Source organism: Streptomyces sp. NPDC051051 (assembly GCF_040682975.1).
In the GTDB taxonomy this organism is placed as follows: Bacteria; Actinomycetota; Actinomycetes; order Streptomycetales; family Streptomycetaceae; genus Streptomyces.
This window is the reverse complement of the sequence record NZ_JBFBCB010000007.1, coordinates 161325-181537: the sequence shown is the minus strand read 5'-3', so window position 1 is coordinate 181537 and position 20213 is coordinate 161325. Positions and strand designations below refer to the sequence as shown.

Below are 20213 nucleotides of genomic sequence, written 5' to 3'. Positions count from 1 at the left end.
TCAGTCACCTGCCTGCACGAGCCCGCCCCGGCGCCGCATCAGCAACGCGGTGAACGCCGTCGACAGGGCGAAGAGGACCAGCGCCACCACGCAGGCCGAGCCGTAGTCGAAACGCTGGAAGCCGAGGTTGTAGACGAGTTGGGGGAGGGTGAGCGTCGACCTGTCCGGGTAGCCGGGCTCGAACGTGGTGCCCGCGCCCTGGATGACGCCCGAGGCGACCTTCCCGGCGATCAGCGGCTGCGTGTAGTACTGCATGGCCTGGATCACGCCGGTGACCACGGCGAACATCACGATCGGCGAGATGTTCGGCAGGGTGACGTAGCGGAACCGCTGCCAGGCCGACGCGCCGTCCAGGCCGGCCGCCTCGTACTGCTCCTTCGGCACGTCCAGCAGGGCCGCCATGAAGACGACCATCAGGTCGCCGATGCCCCACAGGGCGAGCAGGGTGAGAGCGGGCTTCGACCAGGCGGGGTCGTTGAACCAGCCGGGCGCCGGGACGCCGATGCCCTCCAGGATCGAGTCGACCGGACCCGTACCGGGGTTGAGCAGGAAGGCGAAGGCCATGGTGGCCGCGACCGGCGGGGCGAGGTAGGGCAGGTAGAAGAGGGTGCGGAAGACCCCGGTGCCGGTCTTGATCCTCGTGATGAGCAGGCCGATCCCGAGCCCGAAGGCGACCCGGAGGGTGACCGTCACCAGCACCAGCCACAGGGTGTTGCGCAGCGCGGACCAGAAGTAGGGGTAGTGCTCGAAGACGTAGGTCCAGTTCCTCGTCCCGGCCCAGGTCGGCGGCCGGAAGCCGTCGTAGCGCATGAACGAGAAGGAGAGCGTGGAGACCAGCGGGTAGGCGAAGAAGAGCGCGAAACCGATGAGCCACGGCGACAGGAAGGCAGTGGTGCGCAGCGCCGCCCGGCGGCGCTTCGACCTCAGCGTGGGGGTGCTCACGGCTACCGCGCCTGCGCGATGTCCGTGTCGATCTGCGCGGCCGCCTTCTCCAGGCCCGCCTTCAGGTCCTTCAGTCTGCCGCTCTCGTAGTCGTAGCCCACCTGCTGGACGGTCGTGAGGTACACGCCGCCGTTGACCGAGGCCGGGGAGGTGGTGGAGTTCGGGTTCGCGGCGATGTCCAGGAAGGTCTTGAAGCGCGGGTCGTACGTCAGCTTCGGCGACTTCAGCGCCGCCAGCGTGGAGGGCACGTTGTGGATGGCGTTGGAGAAGCCGACCACCGCGTCCGTGTCGGTCGTCATGTACTTCACCAGCTCCCAGGCCGCGTTCTGCTTCTTGCTGGTCGCGGCGATGCCGGCGATGGTGCCGGTGATGTAGCCCTTGCCGTACTGGTCCGCCCGGTCGTCGGGGACGGGCAGCGGGGCCACGCCGATCTCGAAGGCGGGCTCGGTGTCCAGGGCCATGCCGAGGCGCCACTCGCCGTCGAGCTGCATGGCCACCTGGCCGGTGTGGAAGGGGTGCTCGGTGCCCCACTCGTCGCCGAGGCCGGCCCGGTACCGTTCCAGTTTCCGGTAGCCGCCGAGGGAGTCGACGAGCCTCTTCTGGAGGACGAAACCGGCTTCGACGGCCGGGTCGGTGGCGATGGTCGACCGGCCGTCCCGGTCGAAGTAGGTCGGTGAGAACTGGCCCAGGTAGTGCTCGGTCGTGGTCTCCCAGCCGTGGTAGTTCGGCATGAACCCGAGCTGCTGGTAGGTGTCGCCCCGGGGGATCGTCAGTTTCTTCGCGACGGTCTCGAACTCGGACCAGGTCTTCGGCGGGCCGCTGATCCCCGCCTTCTCGAACGCCGTTCTGTTGTAGTAGAGGCCGTAGGCGTCGCCCAGCAGCGGGACCGCGCAGCGGTCGCCCTCGAACCGGGTGTACTCGTTCATGGCCTTCGGGAACGTCGTCTCCGGGGCGATGCCCGCCTTCTCGAAGAAGGGGTCGAGGTCGACCAGGGCGCCCGACGAGCAGAACCTGCCGACGTTGTTGGTGGTGAACGACGAGACCACGTCCGGCGCCTTCGAACCGCCCGCCCGCAGCGCCTGGTTGATCTTGTCGTCGGTCATGTTGCCGACGACGTCCACGTGGATGCCGGGGTGCGTCCTCTCGAACCCGGCGACCAGGTCCTTCACGGCCTTCACCTCGCCGGGCGCGCTCCAGGCGTGCCAGAAGGTGAGGGTGGTCTCCTTCGAGGCGTCGTCGTCGGCACCCGAGGGGACCTGGCCGGTACAGGCGGTGGCGAGCAGGGCCAGGGACGCGGTCAGGGCGAAAGCCGCTTTCCGGGCCGCTTCGGGGATGCGTGCGGGCATGACGGGGCCTCCCAGGGACGGGCGTGGCGATGAGGGTGACGAGGGTGACGGCGGGGATGGGCAGGGGGGCCGGTCAGCGCGAGGTGTCGAACACTTCGTCGCGGGTGGCCGCCAGCGCGCTCTCCAGCGCGCCGCGCAGCACCGGCCGTTCGGTGACCTCGCCGACGACGAGCTTCGGCCGGGACGCGGCCAGCTCCTCCAGCTCGGCCTGGACGAGGGCGCGCAGCGCCTCGCCGCCGGCGGTCAGACAGGCGCCGCTGAGGACGACGAGTTCGGGGTCGAGGACGGAGACGAGGGAGGCGAGACCGGTCGCGAGCCGGGTCGCGTAGACGCCCAGCAGTTCCCGCAGCGGGCCGTCGTCCTCGGCGGCGGCCCGTGCGACGAGAGCGGCGGCGGTCTCGGCGTACGGGCCCGGGGGAATGCCGGTGACGCCCAGTTCGCGGGCCAGCTCCGGCAGGGCCTGGGAACCGGCGAGTTCCTGGTAGCCGCCGCTGTTGGCCTTGGTGACCTGCCGGACCAGGGGTGCGCCCGGCACGGGCAGGAAGCCGACCTCGCCCGCGCCGCCGGTCCAGCCGCGGTGCAGCCGGCCGCCGAGGACGAGGGCGGCGCCGAGGCCCCCCTCGTTCCACAGCAGCACGAAGTCCTCGTGTCCGCGGGCCGCGCCGAGCCGCTGTTCGGCCACGGCCACCAGGTTGACGTCGTTCTCGTACTCCACCGGCATCGGCAGGGCCGCCGCGAGCTCGTCGAGCAGCGTGGGCGAGTGCCAGCCCGGCAGGTGGGAGGCGTAGCGCAGCCGGCCGGTGGTGGGGTCGAAGGCCCCCGGCGTGGCGACGACCAGCCGCCGCACGTCGTCCCGGGCGAGCCCGGCGGCCTTCACCGCCCCGTCGAGCGCCTCGGTGACCTGCCGTACGACGGCCCCCGCGCCTCTTCTGCCCGGCGTGGGCACCTCGTACGTGCCCACCGTGCGGCCGGTGATGTCGGCGACGGCGGCCAGGACGCGCTCGGGGGTGACGTCGAGGCCGGCGGCGTGACCGGCGGCCGGGTTCACCTCGTACAGCTGGGCGTTGGGTCCCGGCCGTCCCTCCGTGGTGCCGGTGGCCAGGACCAGCCCCGCCGCCTCCAGACGGGCCAGGAGCTGGGAGGCGGTCGGCTTGGACAGGCCGGTGAGCTTGCCGATCCGGGTGCGGGACAGCGGGCCGTGGGCCAGCAGCAGGTCCAGTGCGGCGCGGTCGTTCATGGCACGCAGGACGCGCGGCGTGCCCGGCGTTCCGGCGGTTCCTGCCATGGGGTCTGCACCTGCCTCTCTCGACCGCCCAGCTTTTCAGTGATCCCGGAGCGAAGTCCATCGAGGGGCCGTCGAAGGCCCGACGCCCCTCGCACCGATCACTGTTAGGAAAGTTTCCTATCTGCTGCAGGGAAGGTAAGCCCGGTGTCCGGAAGGCGTCAAGGGGGCGGCGGTGGCACGGAAACACGAAGGAGCGGACGCCGTGTCCGGGCCGGGAACGCCGGAACGCCCGCCCCCTCGACGGGGACGGGCGTTCCGCGGGTCTTGCGCTACTTCGGCGCTCCCGGCGGCGCCAGGGGCGTCAGCGGGGAGGCCGCCGCCGCCTGCGGCGAACCCGGGTTGGAGTACGCCGACGGGGCGGCGACGGCGGCCGTCGGGTCGTTGTCCGGGTCCTGCTCCGGCGGGACCGTGGCGCCGCCGACGATGCGGATGTGCGCCGCGTCGAACGCGCGCTTGATCCGCCAGCGCAGCTCGCGCTCGACGGTCAGGGACTTGCCGGGCATCGTCTTCGCGGAGACGCGGACCACCATCGAGTCGATCAGGACGCTGTCCAGGCCGAGCACCTCGATCGGGCTCCACAGGAGCTCGTTCCAGGGCTCCTCCTTGTTCATCTTCTCGGCGACCTCGACGAGGGTGGCCTTGACGCGGTCCAGGTCCTCGGACGCCTTGACCGTGACGTCCACCCCGGCCGTCGCCCAGCCCTGCGAGAGGTTGCCGATCCGCTTGACCTCGCCGTTGCGGACGTACCAGATCTCGCCGTTGTCGCCGCGCAGCTTGGTCACGCGCAGCCCGACCTCGATGACCTCGCCGGAGGCGACGCCCGCGTCGATCTTGTCGCCGACGCCGTACTGGTCCTCGAGGATCATGAACACGCCGGACAGGAAGTCCGTCACCAGGTTGCGGGCGCCGAAACCGATGGCCACACCCGCGACACCGGCGGAGGCCAGCAGCGGGGCCAGGTTGATCTCGAAGGCGCCGAGGACCATCAGGGCGGCGGTGCCGAGGATGAGGAAACTGGCCACCGACCGCAGCACCGAGCCGATCGCCTGCGACCGCTGCCGGCGCCGCTCGACGTTGACCAGCAGACCGCCCAGCGCCGTGCCGTCGGCCGCCTGCACCGTGCGGTTCATCCGGTCGATGAACTTGGTGATGGCCCGCCGCACCACCATGCGCAGCACCGCGGCGATCACCAGGATCAGCAGGACCCGCAGGCCGATCGCGAGCCAGGTCGACCAGTTCTCCTCGACCCAGCTGGCGGCGTTCGTCGCGCTCTCCTGGGCGTCCTGGAGACTCGGGACGGTCACGGCGGTCGGCGACTCCGACGGGGTCGGCGACGGCGACGAACCGGCGGCCCTCAGGACGGCGGACAAGGACACGGCAGGTACCTCCAGGTGCGGCACTGCTCCCTCCGGCGCGGCGGTCAAGGTGGTCCAGGTCACGAAAAGGTCACCGCAGGGGCAGGGGCACCACACTAACGGGGCATCGTGTGTGCTTCGGCGGGATGTCCGGAGGAGGGACCGTGTCCGCCCGCGCTTGAACAGGTCGGGGTGCGGGGGATGTGTTCAGGTGTGGTCGAAAACACTCCCAGCCCGTTACCGGGACATGGTGGCGCGTCCACCAGGCAAGAGGGGAGACTGACCTGAGATCGTCCCGGCGCGAGCCACGCGCCGCCGACGCCCAAGGAGGCATCCGTGCCGCATGTCCTGGTCCTGAACGCGTCGTACGAGCCGCTCGGCGTCGTACCGCTCCGCCGCGCGCTCGTCCTCGTCCTGGAGAACAAGGCTGTCTCCCTGGAGGAGTCCGGCGCCTTTCTGCACAGCGCGACCGTCACAGTACCCGCACCCAGCGTGGTCCGGCTCAAGCGATTCGTCCGGGTTCCCTACCGGGGGCCCGTTCCGCTCACCCGACGGGCGCTCTTCGCCCGCGACGGGGGCCGGTGCATGTACTGCGGTGGCGTCGCAACCAGCGTCGACCACGTCATCCCGCGCAGCCGCGGGGGCAAGCACGTCTGGGACAACGTCGTGGCGTCCTGCCGGCGCTGCAACCACGTCAAGGCCGACCGCCACCTCGTCGAGATCGGCTGGCGGCTGCGGCACAAACCCGCCCCGCCCACCGGTCTGGCCTGGCGCATCATCGGGACCGGCCATCGGGACCCGCGCTGGCTGCCGTACCTGCAACCGTACGGCGCGGACGACGCCCTGGCCCGGATCGACGGCATCTCCGCCTGACCGATCCGGGCTTTTGCATGCCCCGTGGCACCGATACGCCACGGGGCCCTTCGGGGCGGGCTCCGCGCCGGTCAGCGCGGTGCGGCCGCCGGGCGCGCGCCGCGCGCCGCGAACAGGGCGGTGCCCAGTACGAACGCCGTGCCGGCCGCCGCCCACGACCACGGCCGGTCGCCCGGCTGCACCGGCCAGGCCCACACCGTGACCGCCCGGCCGGCCACGCCGGCCGACGCGGGGATCACCGCGCCGACGTAGCCGAGGACCGGCAGCCAGCTCAGGCGGGCGCCCAGCACGACCGCCGCGGCGGCCGTGACGCCGGTGCAGCCCAGCAGATTGCGGAGCAGGGGAGTGGGGCCGAGGGCCGGACCGGCGCCGAGGACGCTGAGTGCCAGCAGCGCGCCCGCGAGCGCGGCCGGGCCGAGCAGGTGGGCCAGCCGGCGGGGCCACCACGGGCGTACCGCCGTCCGGTCCAGCTCGTCGAAGGGGGTGGACAGGCTCCCGCCGATCACCGCGGCGGCCAGCACCGGGACCAGGGTGACCAGGACCCTCACCCGAGCCGGATCGGGGGCGGCGGCGCCCGTCCGCAGCGCCGCCCACCCGGCGAGGACGACCGCCCCGGCGAGCGCGGCCGGTGTCCAGGACAGGCCGCGGGAACGGGCGTACAGCAGGACTCCGGTCACAGTGCGGGCACCCCGTCCGGATCGCAGTCGCCCGCCGTGGCGAAGTACTCCGTCAGCCAGGCGCGGCGCTCGTCCGCGGCCATCGACGCGAGGCGCGCACGGGCGGCCCGTCGCTCGCGCAGTCCGGCGCGGGCGGCCTCGTCGCCGTGGGCGTCCAGCGCGTCGAAGTGCTCCTGCGCGGGCTTCGGCGCGAGGAGGTTCTCCACGGCGTCGTCCGCGCGGCTCACCCGCGGGTCCGGCGGCCCCTCGCAGTCGCCACGGTCCTGGAGCGCCGCCACGGCCTCCCACGCGTACTGCTCCGGATCGGTCAGCCCGCCCCGTACGAAGGACCGGCCCATCGGCGTCAGCAGGGGCAGCTCCGCCTCCCCGGGGCGGGGCGCTCCCGGCCGGTCCTCGAACCGGACCGGCAGGTTCCGTACGCCTTCCAGTCGGCCGGTGACACCCGAGAGGGCGGCCTTGACCTGCGGCAACAGGTCTCCGTAGCGGGCGTTCACACAGATCTGCGGCGTGGTCGAGGTGTCGCAGACCTGACAGTCGCCGACCGGATCGGTGTGCCACAGCCCGGCACCGCCCTGCACCAGCAGCGCGCCCGCCGCCGTCGCCGCCGCGAGCGGCAGCAGGGCGGTGTACCGGCGCCGCGCCGCGTACGCCAGGACGGCGGCCGCCGCGAGGCCGGCCGCCCACACCGCCGCGGCCACGGGCTGCCACCCCACCGGAACCAGGTCCTCCGGGACGGGGAGCGCCGGGTTCAGCCAGCGGCCGGCGCCGGTGCCCGCCCGCGACGCCAGGCCCAGCGCGACGTACCCGCCCACCGCCAGCAGCGGCGCAGCCGGCCGCAGGGGGACCAGCCGCCCCACCACCTGGCCGACCAGCGCGGCGGCCGCCACCGCCACCGCGTCCGCCGGCAGCAGCTCCGGACCCGGCCCGTCCCCCCGGGCGTACGGCCAGGTCGCCAGCAGTGCCCCGGCCGCCGCCGCCACGTACCCGGCCGTCGTCCACCCGGCCACCGGCAGCGCCGACGCGAGGAACCGCGCCAGCGGCCCGCGCGCGGCCGTCCCCCACAGCTCCTGCGTACGGTGCCGGCGCTCCCGCCCGCCCTGCCGACAGCCCGCCGCCGCGGCCAGCGGCAGGACGACCAGCAGGACGCCGTGCAGTTCGGCGCGGGTCTCGGCCCAGCCGCCCTGCCAGCGGTCCGCCACCGCGGCCAGCAGCCCGGCGGCCGTCACGAGGACCGCCAGCCCCGCCCAGGGGGCGAACCCGCGCAGCGTCTCGGCGCGCAACGGGTGCACGGCGACCGGCGCGCGCCCCGGTGCCGTGACCGCGCGGCTCATCGCGCCGCCCCTTCCCGGGGTGCGGCGCAGGCGCGGTGGGCCCGCAGCGCCGCCGTGTAGCCGCGCTCGATCGGGTTGTCGCCGACCCCGCCGCCGGTGCCCTCCTCGCCCAGCGCGCTCAGCGACCCGGGGGTGCCGCGGTAGGCGACCCGGCCCGCGTCGAGCAGGGTGACCTCCGTGCAGGCGGCGGCCACGTCCTCCACCAGGTGCGTCGAGACGATCACCGTGGCGGAGGCTCCCAGTCCGCGCAGCAGCGCCCGGAACTCCACCCGCTGCTCGGGGTCCAGGCCCGCGGTGGGCTCGTCCAGGAGCAGCACGTCGGGGTCGTTGACGAGGGCCTGCGCGATGCCGAGCCGGCGGACCATGCCACCGGACAGCGTCCGCACCTTCGTGTCGATGCGGTCGCCGAGGCCGACCCGTTCGACGGCCCTCTCGACGGCGGCCGGGGTGCCGGCGACGGGCAACTCCTTCAGCCAGGCCACGTACGCGACGAACTCGCGGACCGTGAAACCCGGGTAGTACCCGAACTCCTGCGGGAGGTAGCCCAGTCGGCGGCGGACCGGGCCGCGCCGTCCGGCCTCGCCGACGTCCTCGCCGAGGATCTCCACCCGCCCCTCGGCGGGCGGCGCGACCGTGGCCAGCACCCGGATCAGGGAGGTCTTCCCGGCGCCGTTCGGCCCGAGCAGGCCGTGCACCCCCCGGTCCAGGGTGAGGTCCACCCCGTCGAGGGCGACGGTTCGGCGGTGCCGGACACGCAGCCCGGTCACTCGTATCGTGCTCAAGGGATCTCCATCGGGCGGACGGGCAGAGGTGTGCCGGTCGGTGGGTGTGGGGCGGGGTGGCCGGTCGGACGGGTGGGGGATGTGCCGGGGTGGCCGGTCGGTGACCGTATGTGCGTCGGGGTGGCCGGTCCGTGAGCGGATGTGCGTCAGGGCGTCCGGTCGTAGACGGAACGCCGGGCGACCAGCGCGGCGGCGGAGAGCACCGCCGCGGCCGCCCACGCGCCCTGGGCGTGGGGGCCGTCGAGGACGACGGTGAGCTGTTCGGCCAGCCGGGCCAGTCGGGCGGGCGGGGCACCGGACGGCGAGGCCAGCGCCGGTGCGAGCACCGCGCACAGCCAGCCCCCGCCGGTCACCGCCGCACCGGGCCGGGAACCGACGTACCCGGCCAGGGCCAGCGAGGCCAGCGTCAGCGCGAGCCCCGGCAGCAGCCAGGCCGCCGCGCCCGGCGCGCCCGAGCCGGGCAGCAGCAGTCCGGCCAGCGTCAGCACCGGCAGGCAGACCAGCAGTACGGCGGCCGTCCGGGTCAGCAGCAGCCGCAGCCCGCCGCCGGGTGAGGCCGCGGCGATCTCGTGCACCGGGTCGGCGTGCGGCCCGTACGACAGGGCCACCCCGAGGACCGGCACGACCGGCGCGAGGGTCAGCAGCAACGGCCGCACGCCGGTCACCCCGGCCCCGTACGCCAACGCGACCGCCCCCAGCGCCACGACCACCACGGCGACGGACCAGGCCCCCCGCACGGCGGGGCCCGCCGCCCACAGGACGCGGGCGAGACGGGGGACGCGGACCGGCGCGGGTTCGGCGCTCGCCGCCCGGCGGGAGAAGCGGCCGGTGCGGCGCGCGGCGAGGCGGCCGACGGCGCGCGACGACCACAGGCGGGCGCGGGGGGAGGGGGCGGCGGGGGCGGGCGGCGGTGACGTGGCCCCCCTCGCCGGTGCCGGTGCCGGTGCCGGTGCCGGTGCCGGTGCGGCTGCGGGTGCCGGTGCCGGTGCGGGGTTCGAGGCCTCTCGAAGCACCGCCCCCCGTACCTGCTCCAGAACGGCCCCCGCGGCGCCCTCCCGTACTGCGCGGGACACGCGGGTCGCGCAGGCCGTGCAGTGCTCCAGGTGTCTCTCCAGGGACCAGGCGTCGGACTCCGGGAGGGTGCCGTCGGCGTAGCGGGCGGCCAGGGCGTCGGTCGTGTGCCGTCGGGTGGGGTTCATGCCGGGCCTCCCGCCGGAGTCGGGTGCAACTGGGCGAGCGCCGCGCGCAGTTCGGCACGGGCGCGCATGGCGCGGGTCTTGACGGTGCCCTCGGGGATGCCGAGCAGCCGGGCGGCCTCGCGGGTGGTGAGCCCGTCGACGACGGTCGCGCGCAGCACCTCCCGCAGCTCGGGCGGGATCCGGTCGAGGGCGGTGCCGACGTCGCCGAACTCCAGGCCCGCCAGCACCCGCTCCTCCGCGGACGGCAGGGCCGCCGCCGGTGCCCGCTCCACCCGCTCGGTGTCCATCGGCGCCGTCTCGATCCGCGCGGAGCGCTCCTGTGCCCGCCGCGCGTCGACCAGCCGCCGGGCGGCGATGGTCCACAGCCAGCCACCGGCCTCCCCGCCGCCGTGTCCGGCCGCCGACCGCCACACGGTCACGAACGTGTCCTGCACCACCTCCCGCACCACCTCGGGATCGGCGCAGCGCCGGGTGAGCCGCGCGTGCAGCCAGCCGGCGTGCCGGTCGTACAGGGTGGCCAGGGCATGGGCGTCCCCGTCGGCGACGGACCGCAGCAGCGCAGCGTCCGTGCCGCCCTCACCGTGGCCCCTCATGGGGCGGAACAGTCTCACACCCTCTCTGTCGGCCGGGTCGGCGCCGACGGTTCACGCCGGAACCCGGACGGCGCGCGATCTGCCGTAATCGCCCCGCATTGGGGAGAATGTCAGGGTGAGGAATGTGACGAGATGCGCGTCGCCCGATACGGGGACGTCTGCCGCCGCGCCCGCTGGGTAGGGCTTTTGCGGTAACCAGCGGACACCGCCGGACACCGTCCGACGCTGTCGAGCGCCGTACGACGACGCCGCGCACCCCGTACGACGGCGCCGTCCCCGAACAAGGAGGCCACCGTGGTCGCACCGGCACACCAACTGCTCCCGGACCGTTCCAAACGCCCGGCGGCGCCGTCCGCCTACACCGAGGAACCCCACCTGTACGCGTGCAGCGCGGAGGGCGCCCGTACCGAGGCCCCGCTGACCAGCGAACCCCCGCTGCCCGACGCCGAGCCCCTCACCAGCGAACCGCCGCTCGCCGCCGCGGACTCCGACTTCACGAGGCCGTAGATGACCGCACCCCTCGGAGAGGACCTCACCCGGCTCGCCGCGCTGCACGGCGTCGCCGCCTCCTACCGGCCCTCCCCGGACCGCACGGTCACCGCCTCCGCCGCCGCCGTCACCCGCGCCCTGGCCGCCCTCGGCGTGGACGCGGGCACCCCGCAGGCGACCAGTGCCGCGCTGGCCGACCGGGAACGCGAACTGGCCGAACGGCTGCTGCCGCCGACCGTGGTCCGCTGGAGCGGCGGCGCCGAGCCGGACGCCCTCGCCGCCCTTCCCGAAGGCACCCGCCTGCTGGTCGAGACCGAGCAGGGCGAGACCCACGCCTGCCTCGACCGGCTCCCGCCGGGCGTCCACACGATGATCGCGACCGCGCCCGACGGCCGTACCGCCCGCGCCCACCTGGTCGTGGCCCCGCCCCGGCTCCCCACGCCCGCCGGACGCTCGTACGGCCTCCTCGTCCAGCTCTACTCCCTGCTGTCCGACCGCTCCTGGGGCATGGGTGACCTCGGGGACCTCGCCGAGCTGGCCGACTGGGCCGGGCGGGCGCTCGGTGCCGGATTCGTGCAGGTCAACCCGCTGCACGCGGCCGTCCCCGGCACCCCCACCGACCCCTCCCCGTACCGGCCCTCCTCCCGCCGCTTCCCCGACCCGGTGCACCTGCGGATCGAGGACGTCCCCGAGTTCGCGTACGCCACCGACCCCGAGCGGCTGCGGGAGCTGCGAGGACTGCGGGAGAGCGCCGCGCGGCTGCGGGAGACCGTCCTCGACAAGGGGGCGCTGATCGACCGGGACGCCGTGTGGGAGCTGAAGCGGGAGGCACTGGAGCTGATCGCCGCCGTACCGCTCGGACCGGGCCGGCGCGCCGCCTACTGCGACTTCCTCGCCCGCGAGGGGCAGGCCCTGGAGGACCACGCCACCTGGTGCGCGCTGGCCGAGGTGCACGGCTCCGACTGGCACCGCTGGCCGCAGGGGCTGCGCGACCCGCGCTCCGCCGAGACCGCCCGCGCCCGCCTGGAACTGATGGACCGCGTCGACTTCCACTCCCGTCTCGCCTGGCTCACCGACGCCCAGCTCACCGCCGCCCAGCGCGCCGCGCGCGAGGCCGGCATGCCCCTCGGGATCGTGCACGACCTCGCGGTCGGCGTGCACCCCGGCGGCGCCGACGCCTGGGCCCAGCAGGACCACCTCGCGGCCGGCATGTCGGTCGGCGCGCCCCCGGACGCCTTCAACGCCCGCGGCCAGGACTGGGGCCTGCCCCCCTGGCGTCCCGACCGCCTCGCCGAGTCCGGCTACGCCCCGTACCGCCGCCTCCTGCGCGCCCTCTTCCGCTACGCCGGCGCCCTGCGCATCGACCACGTGATGGGCCTGTTCCGGCTCTGGTGGGTCCCCGAGGGCGAGCCGCCCACCGAGGGCACCTACGTCCGCTACGACGCCGAGGCCATGCTCGCCGTGCTGGTCCTGGAGGCGTCCCGGGCCGGCGCGGTGGTGATCGGCGAGGACCTCGGCACCGTGGAGCCCGGCGTGCGCGAGGCCCTGCGCGAACGCGGGGTGCTCGGCACCTCCGTCCTGTGGTTCGAACGCGACTGGGAGGGCGACGGCCGCCCGCTGCCCCCCGACCACTGGCGCGCCGACTGCCTCGCCACCGCCACCACCCACGACCTGCCCTCCACCGCCGCCCGCCTCACCGGCGAGCACGTCGAACTCCGCCACCGGCTCGACCTGTTGACCCGCCCGCTGGAGGAGGAACGCGCGGCGGCCGCCGCCGACACCGGCGAGTGGCTCGACCTGCTGTCCCGGCTCGACCTGCTCCAGGGCACCGGCGGGGGTGGCGACACCTCCTCGGAGGAGGCCGAGATCCAGGCCCTCCACCGGTTCCTGCTGCGCACCCCGGCCCGCATGATCGGCGTCTGGCTCCCGGACGCCGTCGGCGACCGCCGCCCGCAGAACCTCCCCGGCACCTGGGACCAGTACCCGAACTGGCGCCTGCCGGTCGCGGACGCCGACGGCCGGCCGGTCACGCTGGAGGAACTGTCGGCGTCCCCGCGCCTGCACGCGCTGATGGAGGTGCTGCGGGAGGAGGCCGACGGGTGAGGGCGAGGGGTGAGGGCGGTGGGAGGGGCCGACGGGCGGTGGCGGCGTGCGGCGCGGCCAGGACGCGCGGGGCGGACGCGCGGGGGTGTCCGCGCCTCTCGCGCCACCTCGTACGGCACCCCGGACGCGCGCGCCCGAACCCCGTTCGCTAACTTGGCACCGTGGACAAGAAGAACGCCCTGCGCGCCGGCGCCCTGGCTGCCGGTACGACGCTGATGATGCTGCTCATGTCGTCCCCCGCGCTCGCGCTGACCCGCGACGACGGCGACGACCCCGGTCAGGGCCTCAGCGTCATCGAGACGCTCGGCCTCTACGTGCTGGCTCCGCTCGCCCTGTTCGCGGCCATCACCGGCCTGGTGTGGGTGCTGGACCGGTCGAAGGACCGCGCCGACACCACCAGCTCCAACATCACCGTGAAGGGCGACGCCGCCAAGGCCGCCAAGGCCGGCTGACCCTTCCCCGGCACACCTCTCGAGGGCGCCGTCCCCGCCGTCCGTACGCGCACACCGCCGTACGACGCCGGAGACGGCGCCCTCGCGCGTCGTACGGCCACCGCGCGACCGCCCACGGCGTCCACGGGTGCGGCGCGGCGAGCCCCCGTGCCTTCCGCGGTGCCTACGGGTGCGGCGCGGTGAGGTACCGCTGCACGGTCGGCGCCACCCAGGCCACGACCTCCTGCCGGGTCAGCGCAACGGCGGGCGGGAAGCGCAGCACGTAGCGGGTCAGCGCGAGCCCCAGCAGCTGAGCGGCGCAGAGCGCCGCACGGGCCGGCGTCTGCTCCGGGTCCGGACACACCGCGCGGGTGACCGGCAGCAACTGGTCGCGGAAGATGGCCTGCATCCGCTCGGCCCCGGCCTGGTTGGTCACACCGACGCGGAGCAGGGCGGTGAGGACCTCGTTCTCCTCCCACATGTCGAGGAAGTGCGTGACGAGGGCCCGCCCGGCGTCCTCGCGGGCGAACGCGGACGGGTCCGGCAGCCTCAGGTCGACGGAGACGGCCGCCGCGAAGAGGCCCTCCTTGCTGCCGTAGTAGCGCATCACCATGGACGGATCGATGTTCGCGTCCCGGGCGATGGCCCGGATGGTGGCCCGCTCGTACCCGTCGGCGGCGAACCGCTCCCGGGCGGCGTCGAGGATCGCGCCGCGCGTGGCGTCGGAGCGGCGGGTGGTGGCGGTGGCGGCGCCGGTAAGGGGGGTGGGGGTGGAGACGGGGGTGGCGGTGTCGGGCCGGCTGTCAGGCATGCCAACGAGCGTAGGCCAACATCTGTTGACACGCTACTCACGGCCGCTCTAATCTTGCCAACAAGCGTTGGTCAACAGTCGTTGGCAAACGAATGCAGGCAAGCGAATGCCGACGAACAAGTGTTGGCGAACGAGTGTTGGCACCCCAGGAGGCCCTCATGAACGGCACGACTGGCACCACCGGTTCCACCGACCTCACCACCCGCCCCGTGATCGTCGTCGGCTCCGGTCCGACCGGCCTCCTCCTCGCCGGAGACCTCGCCACCGCCGGCGTGCCCGTCACCCTGCTGGAGAAGCGCCCGCACGGGATCGGCAACCTCTCCCGCGCCTTCGTCCTGCACGCCCGCACCCTGGAGCAGCTCGACGGCCGCGGTCTCGCCGATCCGCTGGAGGCCCTCGGCCACCCCCTCGACCGGCTCCGCCTCTTCGGCCGGCTCACCCTCGCCCTCGCCACCCTCCCCTCCCGCTTCGGCCACCTCCTCGTCATCCCGCAGTACGAGGTCGAGAAGGTCCTGGAGCGGCGGGCGGTCGAGGCGGGGGTGGAGTTCCGGTACGAGACCGAGGTGACCGGGCTGGCCCAGGACGCGGACGGGGTGACGGTCGAGGTCCGGACCTCCGCCGGCGCCACCGGCACGCTCCGCGCCGGGTACGTCGTCGGCGCCGACGGCATGCGCAGCGCCGTACGGAACGCCCTGGGGCTTCCCTTCCCCGGCCGCTCGGTCATCCGCTCCGTCGTCCTGGCCGACGTCCGTCTCGCCGAGGAGCCCGAGACGCTGCTCACCGTCAACGCCGTCGGCGACGCCTTCGCCTTCCTCGCGCCCTTCGGCGACGGCTACCACCGGGTGATCGCCTGGAACCGGGCCCGTGACGTCCCCGACACCGAGCCCCTCGACCTCGACGAGGTCAGGGAGGTCACCCGGTCGGCCCTCGGCCGTGACTTCGGGATGTACGACGCCCGCTGGATGTCCCGCTTCCACAGCGACGAACGCCAGGCGCCCGCCTACCGCGTCGGGCGGGTCCTCCTCGCCGGGGACGCCGCGCACGTGCACACCCCGGCCGGCGGGCAGGGCATGAACACCGGTCTGCAGGACGCGGCCAACCTGAGCTGGAAGCTCGCCCGGGTGGTCGACGGCCGCGCGACCGCCGACCTCCTCGACACCTACCAGGCCGAACGCCACCCCGTGGGCAGGTCGGTCCTCCGCAGCAGCGGCGGCATCGTCCGCCTCGCCATGGCCGAGCGCCCCTGGACCCTGGCCCTGCGCGCCGCGCTCACCACGTTCCTGAACCACGTCGGTCCCGCCCGGCGCCGGGCGGTCGGCCGGGTCACCGGCATCGGCTACCGCTACCCGGCCCCGCGCGGCGCCCACCGCCTGACCGGCGCGCGCGTCCCCGACGTCACCTTCGCGGACGGCAGCCGCCTGTACGAGGCCCAGCGCGGCGGCCGTTTCGTCCTCGTCACCCCACCGGGCGCCCACGACGAGGGAACGGACGGGCCCCGCGAGGGCCGCCTGGCGGTGCGGCACTGGGCGAGCGACCGGCGCACGGCGCTGCTGGTGCGGCCCGACGGGTACGTCGCCTGGGCGGCCGACGACGCGTGCCCGGCGGCGATCGGGGCTGCGCTCGCCGCGCACGTCGGCTGAGCCGCCCGCCGGCCGGAGCCGACCACCGGCTGCCGGCACCCGCCGGCAGTGCCCTCCGGTCGTGCCCGCCGTCCGCGGCTACCGTCCGCGCCCGCCGCCTGCGGCTACCGTTCCGTCGCGAGCAGCAGTTCCCTCAGCAGGTCGGCCAGTTGGCCGGCCTGTCCGGCGTCCAGGGCCGTGGTCAGGGCCTCCGTCTGGACGGCGAGACCCGCGCCCACCGCCTCCTCGGCCAGCGCCAGGCCCTGTTCGGTGAGGGTCACCCGCAGGCCCCGGCGGTCGTGCGGGTCGGGGGAGCGGCGCAGGAGTCCGGCCCCTTCCAGCTTGTCGAGGCGGCCGGTCATGCCGCCGGTGGTGAGCATCAGCGTCGCCGACAGCTGGCGGGGTGAGAGGGTGTACGGCTCGCCGGAGCGGCGCAGGGTGGCCAGCACGTCGAACTCGCCGCGCGAGATCCCGAGGCCCGCGTAGGCCTTCTCCATGCGGTCGCCCATCGCGCGGGCGAGCCGGGAGACGCGGCCGAAGACCTCCATGGCGGTGGTGTCGAGGTCGGGCCGTTCGGCCGCCCACTGCTCGACGATCGCGTCGACCGGATCCCTGCGCTGCGCACTCATGCGGGGAGTATCCGCCCGCTTCCGGTCGGCCGCAAGAAAGTGGCTTGACGGCAAGTTGCTTAGAGCTAAGCTAATTACCGCCAAGTCATTTCTCCGAGAGGGGTGCCGGTCATGAACCGGGCCGCGACCGTCCTGCTCACCGCCCTCGCCCCCGTCTCCTGGGGCACCACCTACGCCGTCACCACCGAGTTCCTGCCGGCCGACCGCCCGCTGTTCACCTCCCTCGTGCGCGCCCTGCCCGCGGGCCTGCTGCTGCTCGCCCTGGTCCGGGTGTTGCCCCACGGCGCCTGGTGGGGCAGGGCGACGGCGCTCGGCGCCCTCAACATCGGCGCGTTCTTCCCGCTCCTGTTCCTCGCCGCGTACCGGATGCCGGGCGGCATGGCCGCCGTCGTCGGCTCGGCCGGACCGCTGTTCGTCATCGGGTTCTCGGCACTGCTGCTCGGGCAGCGGCCCGCCGCCCGCACCCTGCTGACCGGGGTCGTGGCCGCGTTCGGGGTCAGCCTGGTCGTGCTGAAGGCGACCGGCGGACTGGACGCGATCGGGCTGTCGGCGGCGGTCGCCTCCACGGCTTCGATGTCCGCCGGTCTCGTCCTGGCCAAGAGGTGGGGCACCCCCGAGGGGGCCGGCCCGCTGGCGCTCGCGGGCTGGCAGCTGACCATCGGCGGCCTGCTCGTCGCGCCCCTCGCCCTCCTCGTCGAGGGTGCCCCGCCCGCCCTGGACACCGCGGCCGTCGGCGGCTACCTCTACCTGGCGCTGGCGGGCACGGCGGTCGCGTACTGGCTGTGGTTCCGCGGGATCGGCCGGCTCAGCGCCACCCAGGTCACCTTCCTCGCGCCGCTCTCCCCGCTGACCGCGGCCGTGGTCGGCTGGGCGGCCCTCGGGGAGGCGCTGACGGCCCTGCAACTGGCCGGCATGGCGCTGGCGTTCGGCGCGACGGTGGCCGGACAGCTCGGCCCGCGCCGCACGGCGACCGCCGCGACCGCCCCTACGACCATGACTGCCTCTACGGCCGCCGCCGCCACCGCCACCGCGCCCACCGCCCCCGCCCCCGCCGTAGGGGCAGTCCGCCCGCATGGTCCCACGCCGGCGCCGGAGAAGGTCGTCGCCCGACGCGGTGCCGCCGTGGAAGGATGACGCAACCGACACATAACGAGGAGATGACCGCGTGCCTGGCACAAACCTGACTCGCGAAGAGGCGCAGCAGCGGGCGAAGCTGCTCACCGTTGACTCGTACGAGATCGATCTCGACCTGTCCGGTGCGCAGGAGGGCGGGACCTACCGGTCCGTGACCACGGTGCGCTTCGACGTCGCGGAGAAGGGCGCCGAGTCCTTCATCGACCTGGTGGCGCCGACCGTCCACGAGGTGACGCTCAACGGGGACCGGCTCGACCCGGCCGAGGTGTTCGCCGACTCCAGGATCGCCCTGCCCGACCTGCCGGCGGGCCGCAACATCCTGCGCGTCGTCGCCGACTGCGCCTACACCAACACCGGTGAGGGACTGCACCGGTTCGTCGACCCGGTCGACGAGCAGGCCTACCTGTACACGCAGTTCGAGGTGCCGGACGCCCGCCGCGTCTTCGCCTCGTTCGAGCAGCCCGACCTCAAGGCGACCTTCCAGTTCACGGTGAAGGCGCCGAGCGGCTGGACCGTCATCTCCAACTCGCCGACGCCGGAGCCCAAGGACGACGTCTGGGTGTTCGAGCCGACCCCGCGGATCTCCACGTACATCACCGCGCTGATCGTCGGCCCGTACCACTCCGTGCACAGCGTGTACGAGAAGGACGGCCAGAGCGTGCCCCTCGGCATCTACTGCCGTCCCTCGCTCGCCGAGTTCCTCGACTCGGACGCGATCTTCGAGGTCACCCGGCAGGGCTTCGACTGGTTCCAGGAGAAGTTCGACTACGCGTACCCGTTCAAGAAGTACGACCAGCTGTTCGTGCCGGAGTTCAACGCGGGCGCGATGGAGAACGCGGGCGCGGTCACCATCCGCGACCAGTACGTCTTCCGGTCCAAGGTGACCGACGCGGCGTACGAGCTGCGGGCCGAGACGATCCTGCACGAGCTGGCCCACATGTGGTTCGGCGACCTCGTCACCATGGAGTGGTGGAACGACCTGTGGCTGAACGAGTCGTTCGCCACCTACACCTCCATCGCCTGCCAGGCGTACGCCCCGGACAGCCGGTGGCCGCACTCCTGGACGACGTTCGCCAACTCCATGAAGACCTGGGCCTACCGGCAGGACCAGCTGCCGTCGACCCACCCGATCATGGCCGAGATCCGCGACCTGGACGACGTCCTCGTCAACTTCGACGGCATCACCTACGCCAAGGGCGCCAGCGTCCTGAAGCAGCTCGTGGCGTACGTCGGCACGGACGCGTTCTTCGCGGGCGTGCAGGCCTACTTCAAGCGGCACGCCTTCGGCAACACCCGGCTGTCCGACCTGCTGGGCGCGCTGGAGGAGACCTCCGGCCGCGACCTGGGCACCTGGTCGCAGAAGTGGCTGCAGACCGCCGGCATCAACATCCTGCGCCCCGAGATCGAGACCGACGCCGACGGCGTCATCACTTCCTTCGCCGTCCGCCAGGAGGCCCCCGCCCTGCCCGCCGGCGCCAAGGGCGAGCCGACCCTGCGGCCGCACCGCATCGCCGTCGGCCTGTACGACCTCGACGAGGCGAGCGGCAAGCTGGTGCGCGGCGAGCGCGTCGAGCTGGACGTGGACGGCGAGCTGACCGCCGTACCGCAGCTGGCCGGCACGCGCAGGCCGGACGTCGTGCTGCTCAACGACGACGACCTGTCGTACGCCAAGGTCCGCCTCGACGAGCGGTCCCTCGCGTTCGTCACCGAGCACCTCGGCGACTTCGAGGCATCCCTGCCGCGCGCCCTGTGCTGGGCGTCCGCCTGGGACATGACGCGCGACGCCGAACTGCCCACCCGCGACTACCTGTCCCTGGTGCTGTCCGGCATCGGCAAGGAGTCCGACATCGGTGTCGTGCAGTCCCTGCACCGCCAGGTCAAGCTCGCCGTCGACCTGTACGCCGACCCGGCCGCCCGCGAGGCGCTGCTGACCCGCTGGACCGACGCCACGCTGGCGCACCTGCGGACCGCCGAGGCGGGCAGCGACCACCAGCTGGCGTGGGCGCGCGCGTTCGCGGCCACCGCCCGCACGCCGGAGCAGCTGGACCTTCTGGAGGCGCTGCTGGAGGGCACGCAGACGATCGAGGGTCTCGCCGTCGACACCGAGCTGCGCTGGACGTTCGTGGAGCGCCTCGCGGCGGTCGGCCGCTTCGACGAGGCGGAGATCGCCGGCGAGTACGGGCGCGACCGGACCGCCGCCGGCGAGCGGCACGCGGCGACCGCCCGCGCCGCCCGCCCCACGGCGGAGGCCAAGGCGGAGGCGTGGGCGTCGGTCGTCGAGTCCGACAAGCTGCCCAACGCCGTCCAGGAGGCCGTCATCGGCGGCTTCGTGCAGACCGACCAGCGCGAGCTGCTGGCGCCGTACACGGACCGGTACTTCGACGTCGTCAAGGACGTCTGGGACTCGCGTTCGCACGAGATCGCCCAGCAGATCGTGACCGGCCTCTACCCGGCCGTCCAGGTCTCCGAGGAGACCCTGCGCAAGACCGACGCCTGGCTGACCTCGGCCGAGCCGAACGCGGCCCTGCGCCGCCTCGTCTCCGAGGCCCGCTCGGGCGTGGAACGCGCCCTGAAGGCCCAGGCGGCGGACGCGCGGTAGCAGCCGTCGTCCGTA

Annotated in this window: 18 protein-coding genes; 7 read left to right on the top strand and 11 right to left on the bottom strand. The window is 74.1% G+C overall.

The features are described 5' to 3' along the window. The 4 genes from AB0N31_RS08300 to AB0N31_RS08285 form a co-directional block, all read right to left on the bottom strand. The gene (locus tag AB0N31_RS08300) at positions 1 to 942 is read right to left on the bottom strand and encodes a sugar ABC transporter permease (RefSeq protein WP_366057584.1); all 942 of its coding nucleotides are present in this window, start codon (positions 940 to 942) and stop codon (positions 1 to 3) included. A gap of 2 nt (positions 943 to 944) precedes the next feature. Further along, the gene (locus AB0N31_RS08295) at positions 945 to 2288 is read right to left on the bottom strand and encodes an ABC transporter substrate-binding protein (RefSeq protein WP_366057583.1); all 1344 of its coding nucleotides are present in this window, start codon (positions 2286 to 2288) and stop codon (positions 945 to 947) included. 73 nt (positions 2289 to 2361) lie between these two features. Beyond that, positions 2362 to 3573 (bottom strand): ROK family transcriptional regulator, encoded by a 1212-nt coding sequence (locus AB0N31_RS08290; RefSeq protein ID WP_366057582.1) that lies wholly within the window; start codon positions 3571 to 3573, stop codon positions 2362 to 2364. Between the two features lie 269 nt (positions 3574 to 3842). Next, a complete protein-coding gene (locus AB0N31_RS08285) occupies positions 3843 to 4949 on the bottom strand; it encodes a mechanosensitive ion channel family protein (RefSeq protein WP_366057581.1) in 1107 nt (368 codons plus the stop codon). A gap of 315 nt (positions 4950 to 5264) precedes the next feature. Here AB0N31_RS08285 and AB0N31_RS08280 point away from each other — a divergent pair, with 315 nt between their 5' ends. Then, positions 5265 to 5801: an HNH endonuclease gene (locus AB0N31_RS08280; protein WP_067244152.1), complete on the top strand. Its 537-nt coding sequence runs from the start codon at positions 5265 to 5267 to the stop codon at positions 5799 to 5801. Positions 5802 to 5872: 71 nt separating this feature from the next. Here AB0N31_RS08280 and AB0N31_RS08275 read toward each other — a convergent pair whose 3' ends face one another. The 5 genes from AB0N31_RS08275 to AB0N31_RS08255 all read right to left on the bottom strand — a co-directional run bounded on the left by AB0N31_RS08275 (position 5873) and on the right by AB0N31_RS08255 (position 10383). Then, positions 5873 to 6478 (bottom strand): hypothetical protein, encoded by a 606-nt coding sequence (locus AB0N31_RS08275; RefSeq protein ID WP_366057580.1) that lies wholly within the window; start codon positions 6476 to 6478, stop codon positions 5873 to 5875. After that, positions 6475 to 7809, bottom strand: a complete 1335-nt coding sequence (locus AB0N31_RS08270) for a hypothetical protein (protein WP_366057579.1) — start codon at positions 7807 to 7809, stop codon at positions 6475 to 6477. The genes AB0N31_RS08275 and AB0N31_RS08270 overlap by 4 nt, the downstream gene beginning before the upstream one ends. Then, complete coding sequence (locus tag AB0N31_RS08265; RefSeq protein WP_366057578.1) at positions 7806 to 8591, bottom strand: ABC transporter ATP-binding protein; 786 nt, start codon at positions 8589 to 8591, stop codon at positions 7806 to 7808. The genes AB0N31_RS08270 and AB0N31_RS08265 overlap by 4 nt, the downstream gene beginning before the upstream one ends. Positions 8592 to 8737: 146 nt before the next feature. Continuing rightward, complete coding sequence (locus tag AB0N31_RS08260; protein WP_366057577.1) at positions 8738 to 9790, bottom strand: zf-HC2 domain-containing protein; 1053 nt, start codon at positions 9788 to 9790, stop codon at positions 8738 to 8740. Beyond that, positions 9787 to 10383 (bottom strand): RNA polymerase sigma factor, encoded by a 597-nt coding sequence (locus tag AB0N31_RS08255; RefSeq protein ID WP_366057576.1) that lies wholly within the window; start codon positions 10381 to 10383, stop codon positions 9787 to 9789. The genes AB0N31_RS08260 and AB0N31_RS08255 overlap by 4 nt, the downstream gene beginning before the upstream one ends. A gap of 294 nt (positions 10384 to 10677) precedes the next feature. On the opposite strand from AB0N31_RS08255, the gene AB0N31_RS08250 reads away from it, so the two are divergent. From AB0N31_RS08250 to AB0N31_RS08240, 3 genes are all read left to right on the top strand, one after another. Further along, on the top strand, positions 10678 to 10890 hold the full coding sequence (locus AB0N31_RS08250; RefSeq protein ID WP_366057575.1) for a hypothetical protein: 213 nt from the start codon (positions 10678 to 10680) through the stop codon (positions 10888 to 10890). Further along, on the top strand, positions 10891 to 12975 hold the full coding sequence (gene malQ, locus AB0N31_RS08245; protein ID WP_366057574.1) for a 4-alpha-glucanotransferase: 2085 nt from the start codon (positions 10891 to 10893) through the stop codon (positions 12973 to 12975). 161 nt (positions 12976 to 13136) lie between these two features. Then, complete coding sequence (locus tag AB0N31_RS08240) at positions 13137 to 13427, top strand: hypothetical protein (RefSeq protein ID WP_366057573.1); 291 nt, start codon at positions 13137 to 13139, stop codon at positions 13425 to 13427. Between the two features lie 163 nt (positions 13428 to 13590). Here AB0N31_RS08240 and AB0N31_RS08235 read toward each other — a convergent pair whose 3' ends face one another. Then, positions 13591 to 14217, bottom strand: coding sequence for a TetR family transcriptional regulator (locus AB0N31_RS08235; RefSeq protein WP_366057572.1), 627 nt, complete (start codon positions 14215 to 14217; stop codon positions 13591 to 13593). A gap of 158 nt (positions 14218 to 14375) precedes the next feature. On the opposite strand from AB0N31_RS08235, the gene AB0N31_RS08230 reads away from it, so the two are divergent. Further along, entirely contained in the window at positions 14376 to 15857 is a 1482-nt protein-coding gene (locus AB0N31_RS08230) for an FAD-dependent monooxygenase (RefSeq protein WP_366057571.1), read from the top strand. A gap of 104 nt (positions 15858 to 15961) precedes the next feature. Here AB0N31_RS08230 and AB0N31_RS08225 read toward each other — a convergent pair whose 3' ends face one another. Next, positions 15962 to 16465: a MarR family transcriptional regulator gene (locus AB0N31_RS08225; protein WP_366057569.1), complete on the bottom strand. Its 504-nt coding sequence runs from the start codon at positions 16463 to 16465 to the stop codon at positions 15962 to 15964. A 111-nt stretch (positions 16466 to 16576) separates the two neighbouring features. On the opposite strand from AB0N31_RS08225, the gene AB0N31_RS08220 reads away from it, so the two are divergent. Beyond that, entirely contained in the window at positions 16577 to 17599 is a 1023-nt protein-coding gene (locus tag AB0N31_RS08220) for an EamA family transporter (RefSeq protein ID WP_366057568.1), read from the top strand. 31 nt (positions 17600 to 17630) lie between these two features. Then, on the top strand, positions 17631 to 20198 hold the full coding sequence (gene pepN, locus AB0N31_RS08215) for an aminopeptidase N (protein ID WP_366057567.1): 2568 nt from the start codon (positions 17631 to 17633) through the stop codon (positions 20196 to 20198). Positions 20199 to 20213: the final 15 nt, after the last annotated feature.

Excerpts from the sequence above, each read along its gene's own strand:
- AB0N31_RS08260 (WP_366057577.1), bottom strand. The coding sequence starts at position 9,790 with ATGAACCCCACCCGACGGCACACGACCGACGCCCTGGCCGCCCGCTAC.
- AB0N31_RS08225 (WP_366057569.1), bottom strand. The coding sequence starts at position 16,465 with ATGAGTGCGCAGCGCAGGGATCCGGTCGACGCGATCGTCGAGCAGTGG.
- AB0N31_RS08220 (WP_366057568.1), top strand. The coding sequence starts at position 16,577 with ATGAACCGGGCCGCGACCGTCCTGCTCACCGCCCTCGCCCCCGTCTCC.
- AB0N31_RS08230 (WP_366057571.1), top strand. The coding sequence starts at position 14,376 with ATGAACGGCACGACTGGCACCACCGGTTCCACCGACCTCACCACCCGC.
- AB0N31_RS08270 (WP_366057579.1), bottom strand. The coding sequence starts at position 7,809 with ATGAGCCGCGCGGTCACGGCACCGGGGCGCGCGCCGGTCGCCGTGCAC.
- AB0N31_RS08235 (WP_366057572.1), bottom strand. The coding sequence starts at position 14,217 with ATGCCTGACAGCCGGCCCGACACCGCCACCCCCGTCTCCACCCCCACC.
- AB0N31_RS08255 (WP_366057576.1), bottom strand. The coding sequence starts at position 10,383 with ATGAGGGGCCACGGTGAGGGCGGCACGGACGCTGCGCTGCTGCGGTCC.
- malQ (WP_366057574.1), top strand. The coding sequence starts at position 10,891 with ATGACCGCACCCCTCGGAGAGGACCTCACCCGGCTCGCCGCGCTGCAC.
- AB0N31_RS08290 (WP_366057582.1), bottom strand. The coding sequence starts at position 3,573 with ATGGCAGGAACCGCCGGAACGCCGGGCACGCCGCGCGTCCTGCGTGCC.
- AB0N31_RS08295 (WP_366057583.1), bottom strand. The coding sequence starts at position 2,288 with ATGCCCGCACGCATCCCCGAAGCGGCCCGGAAAGCGGCTTTCGCCCTG.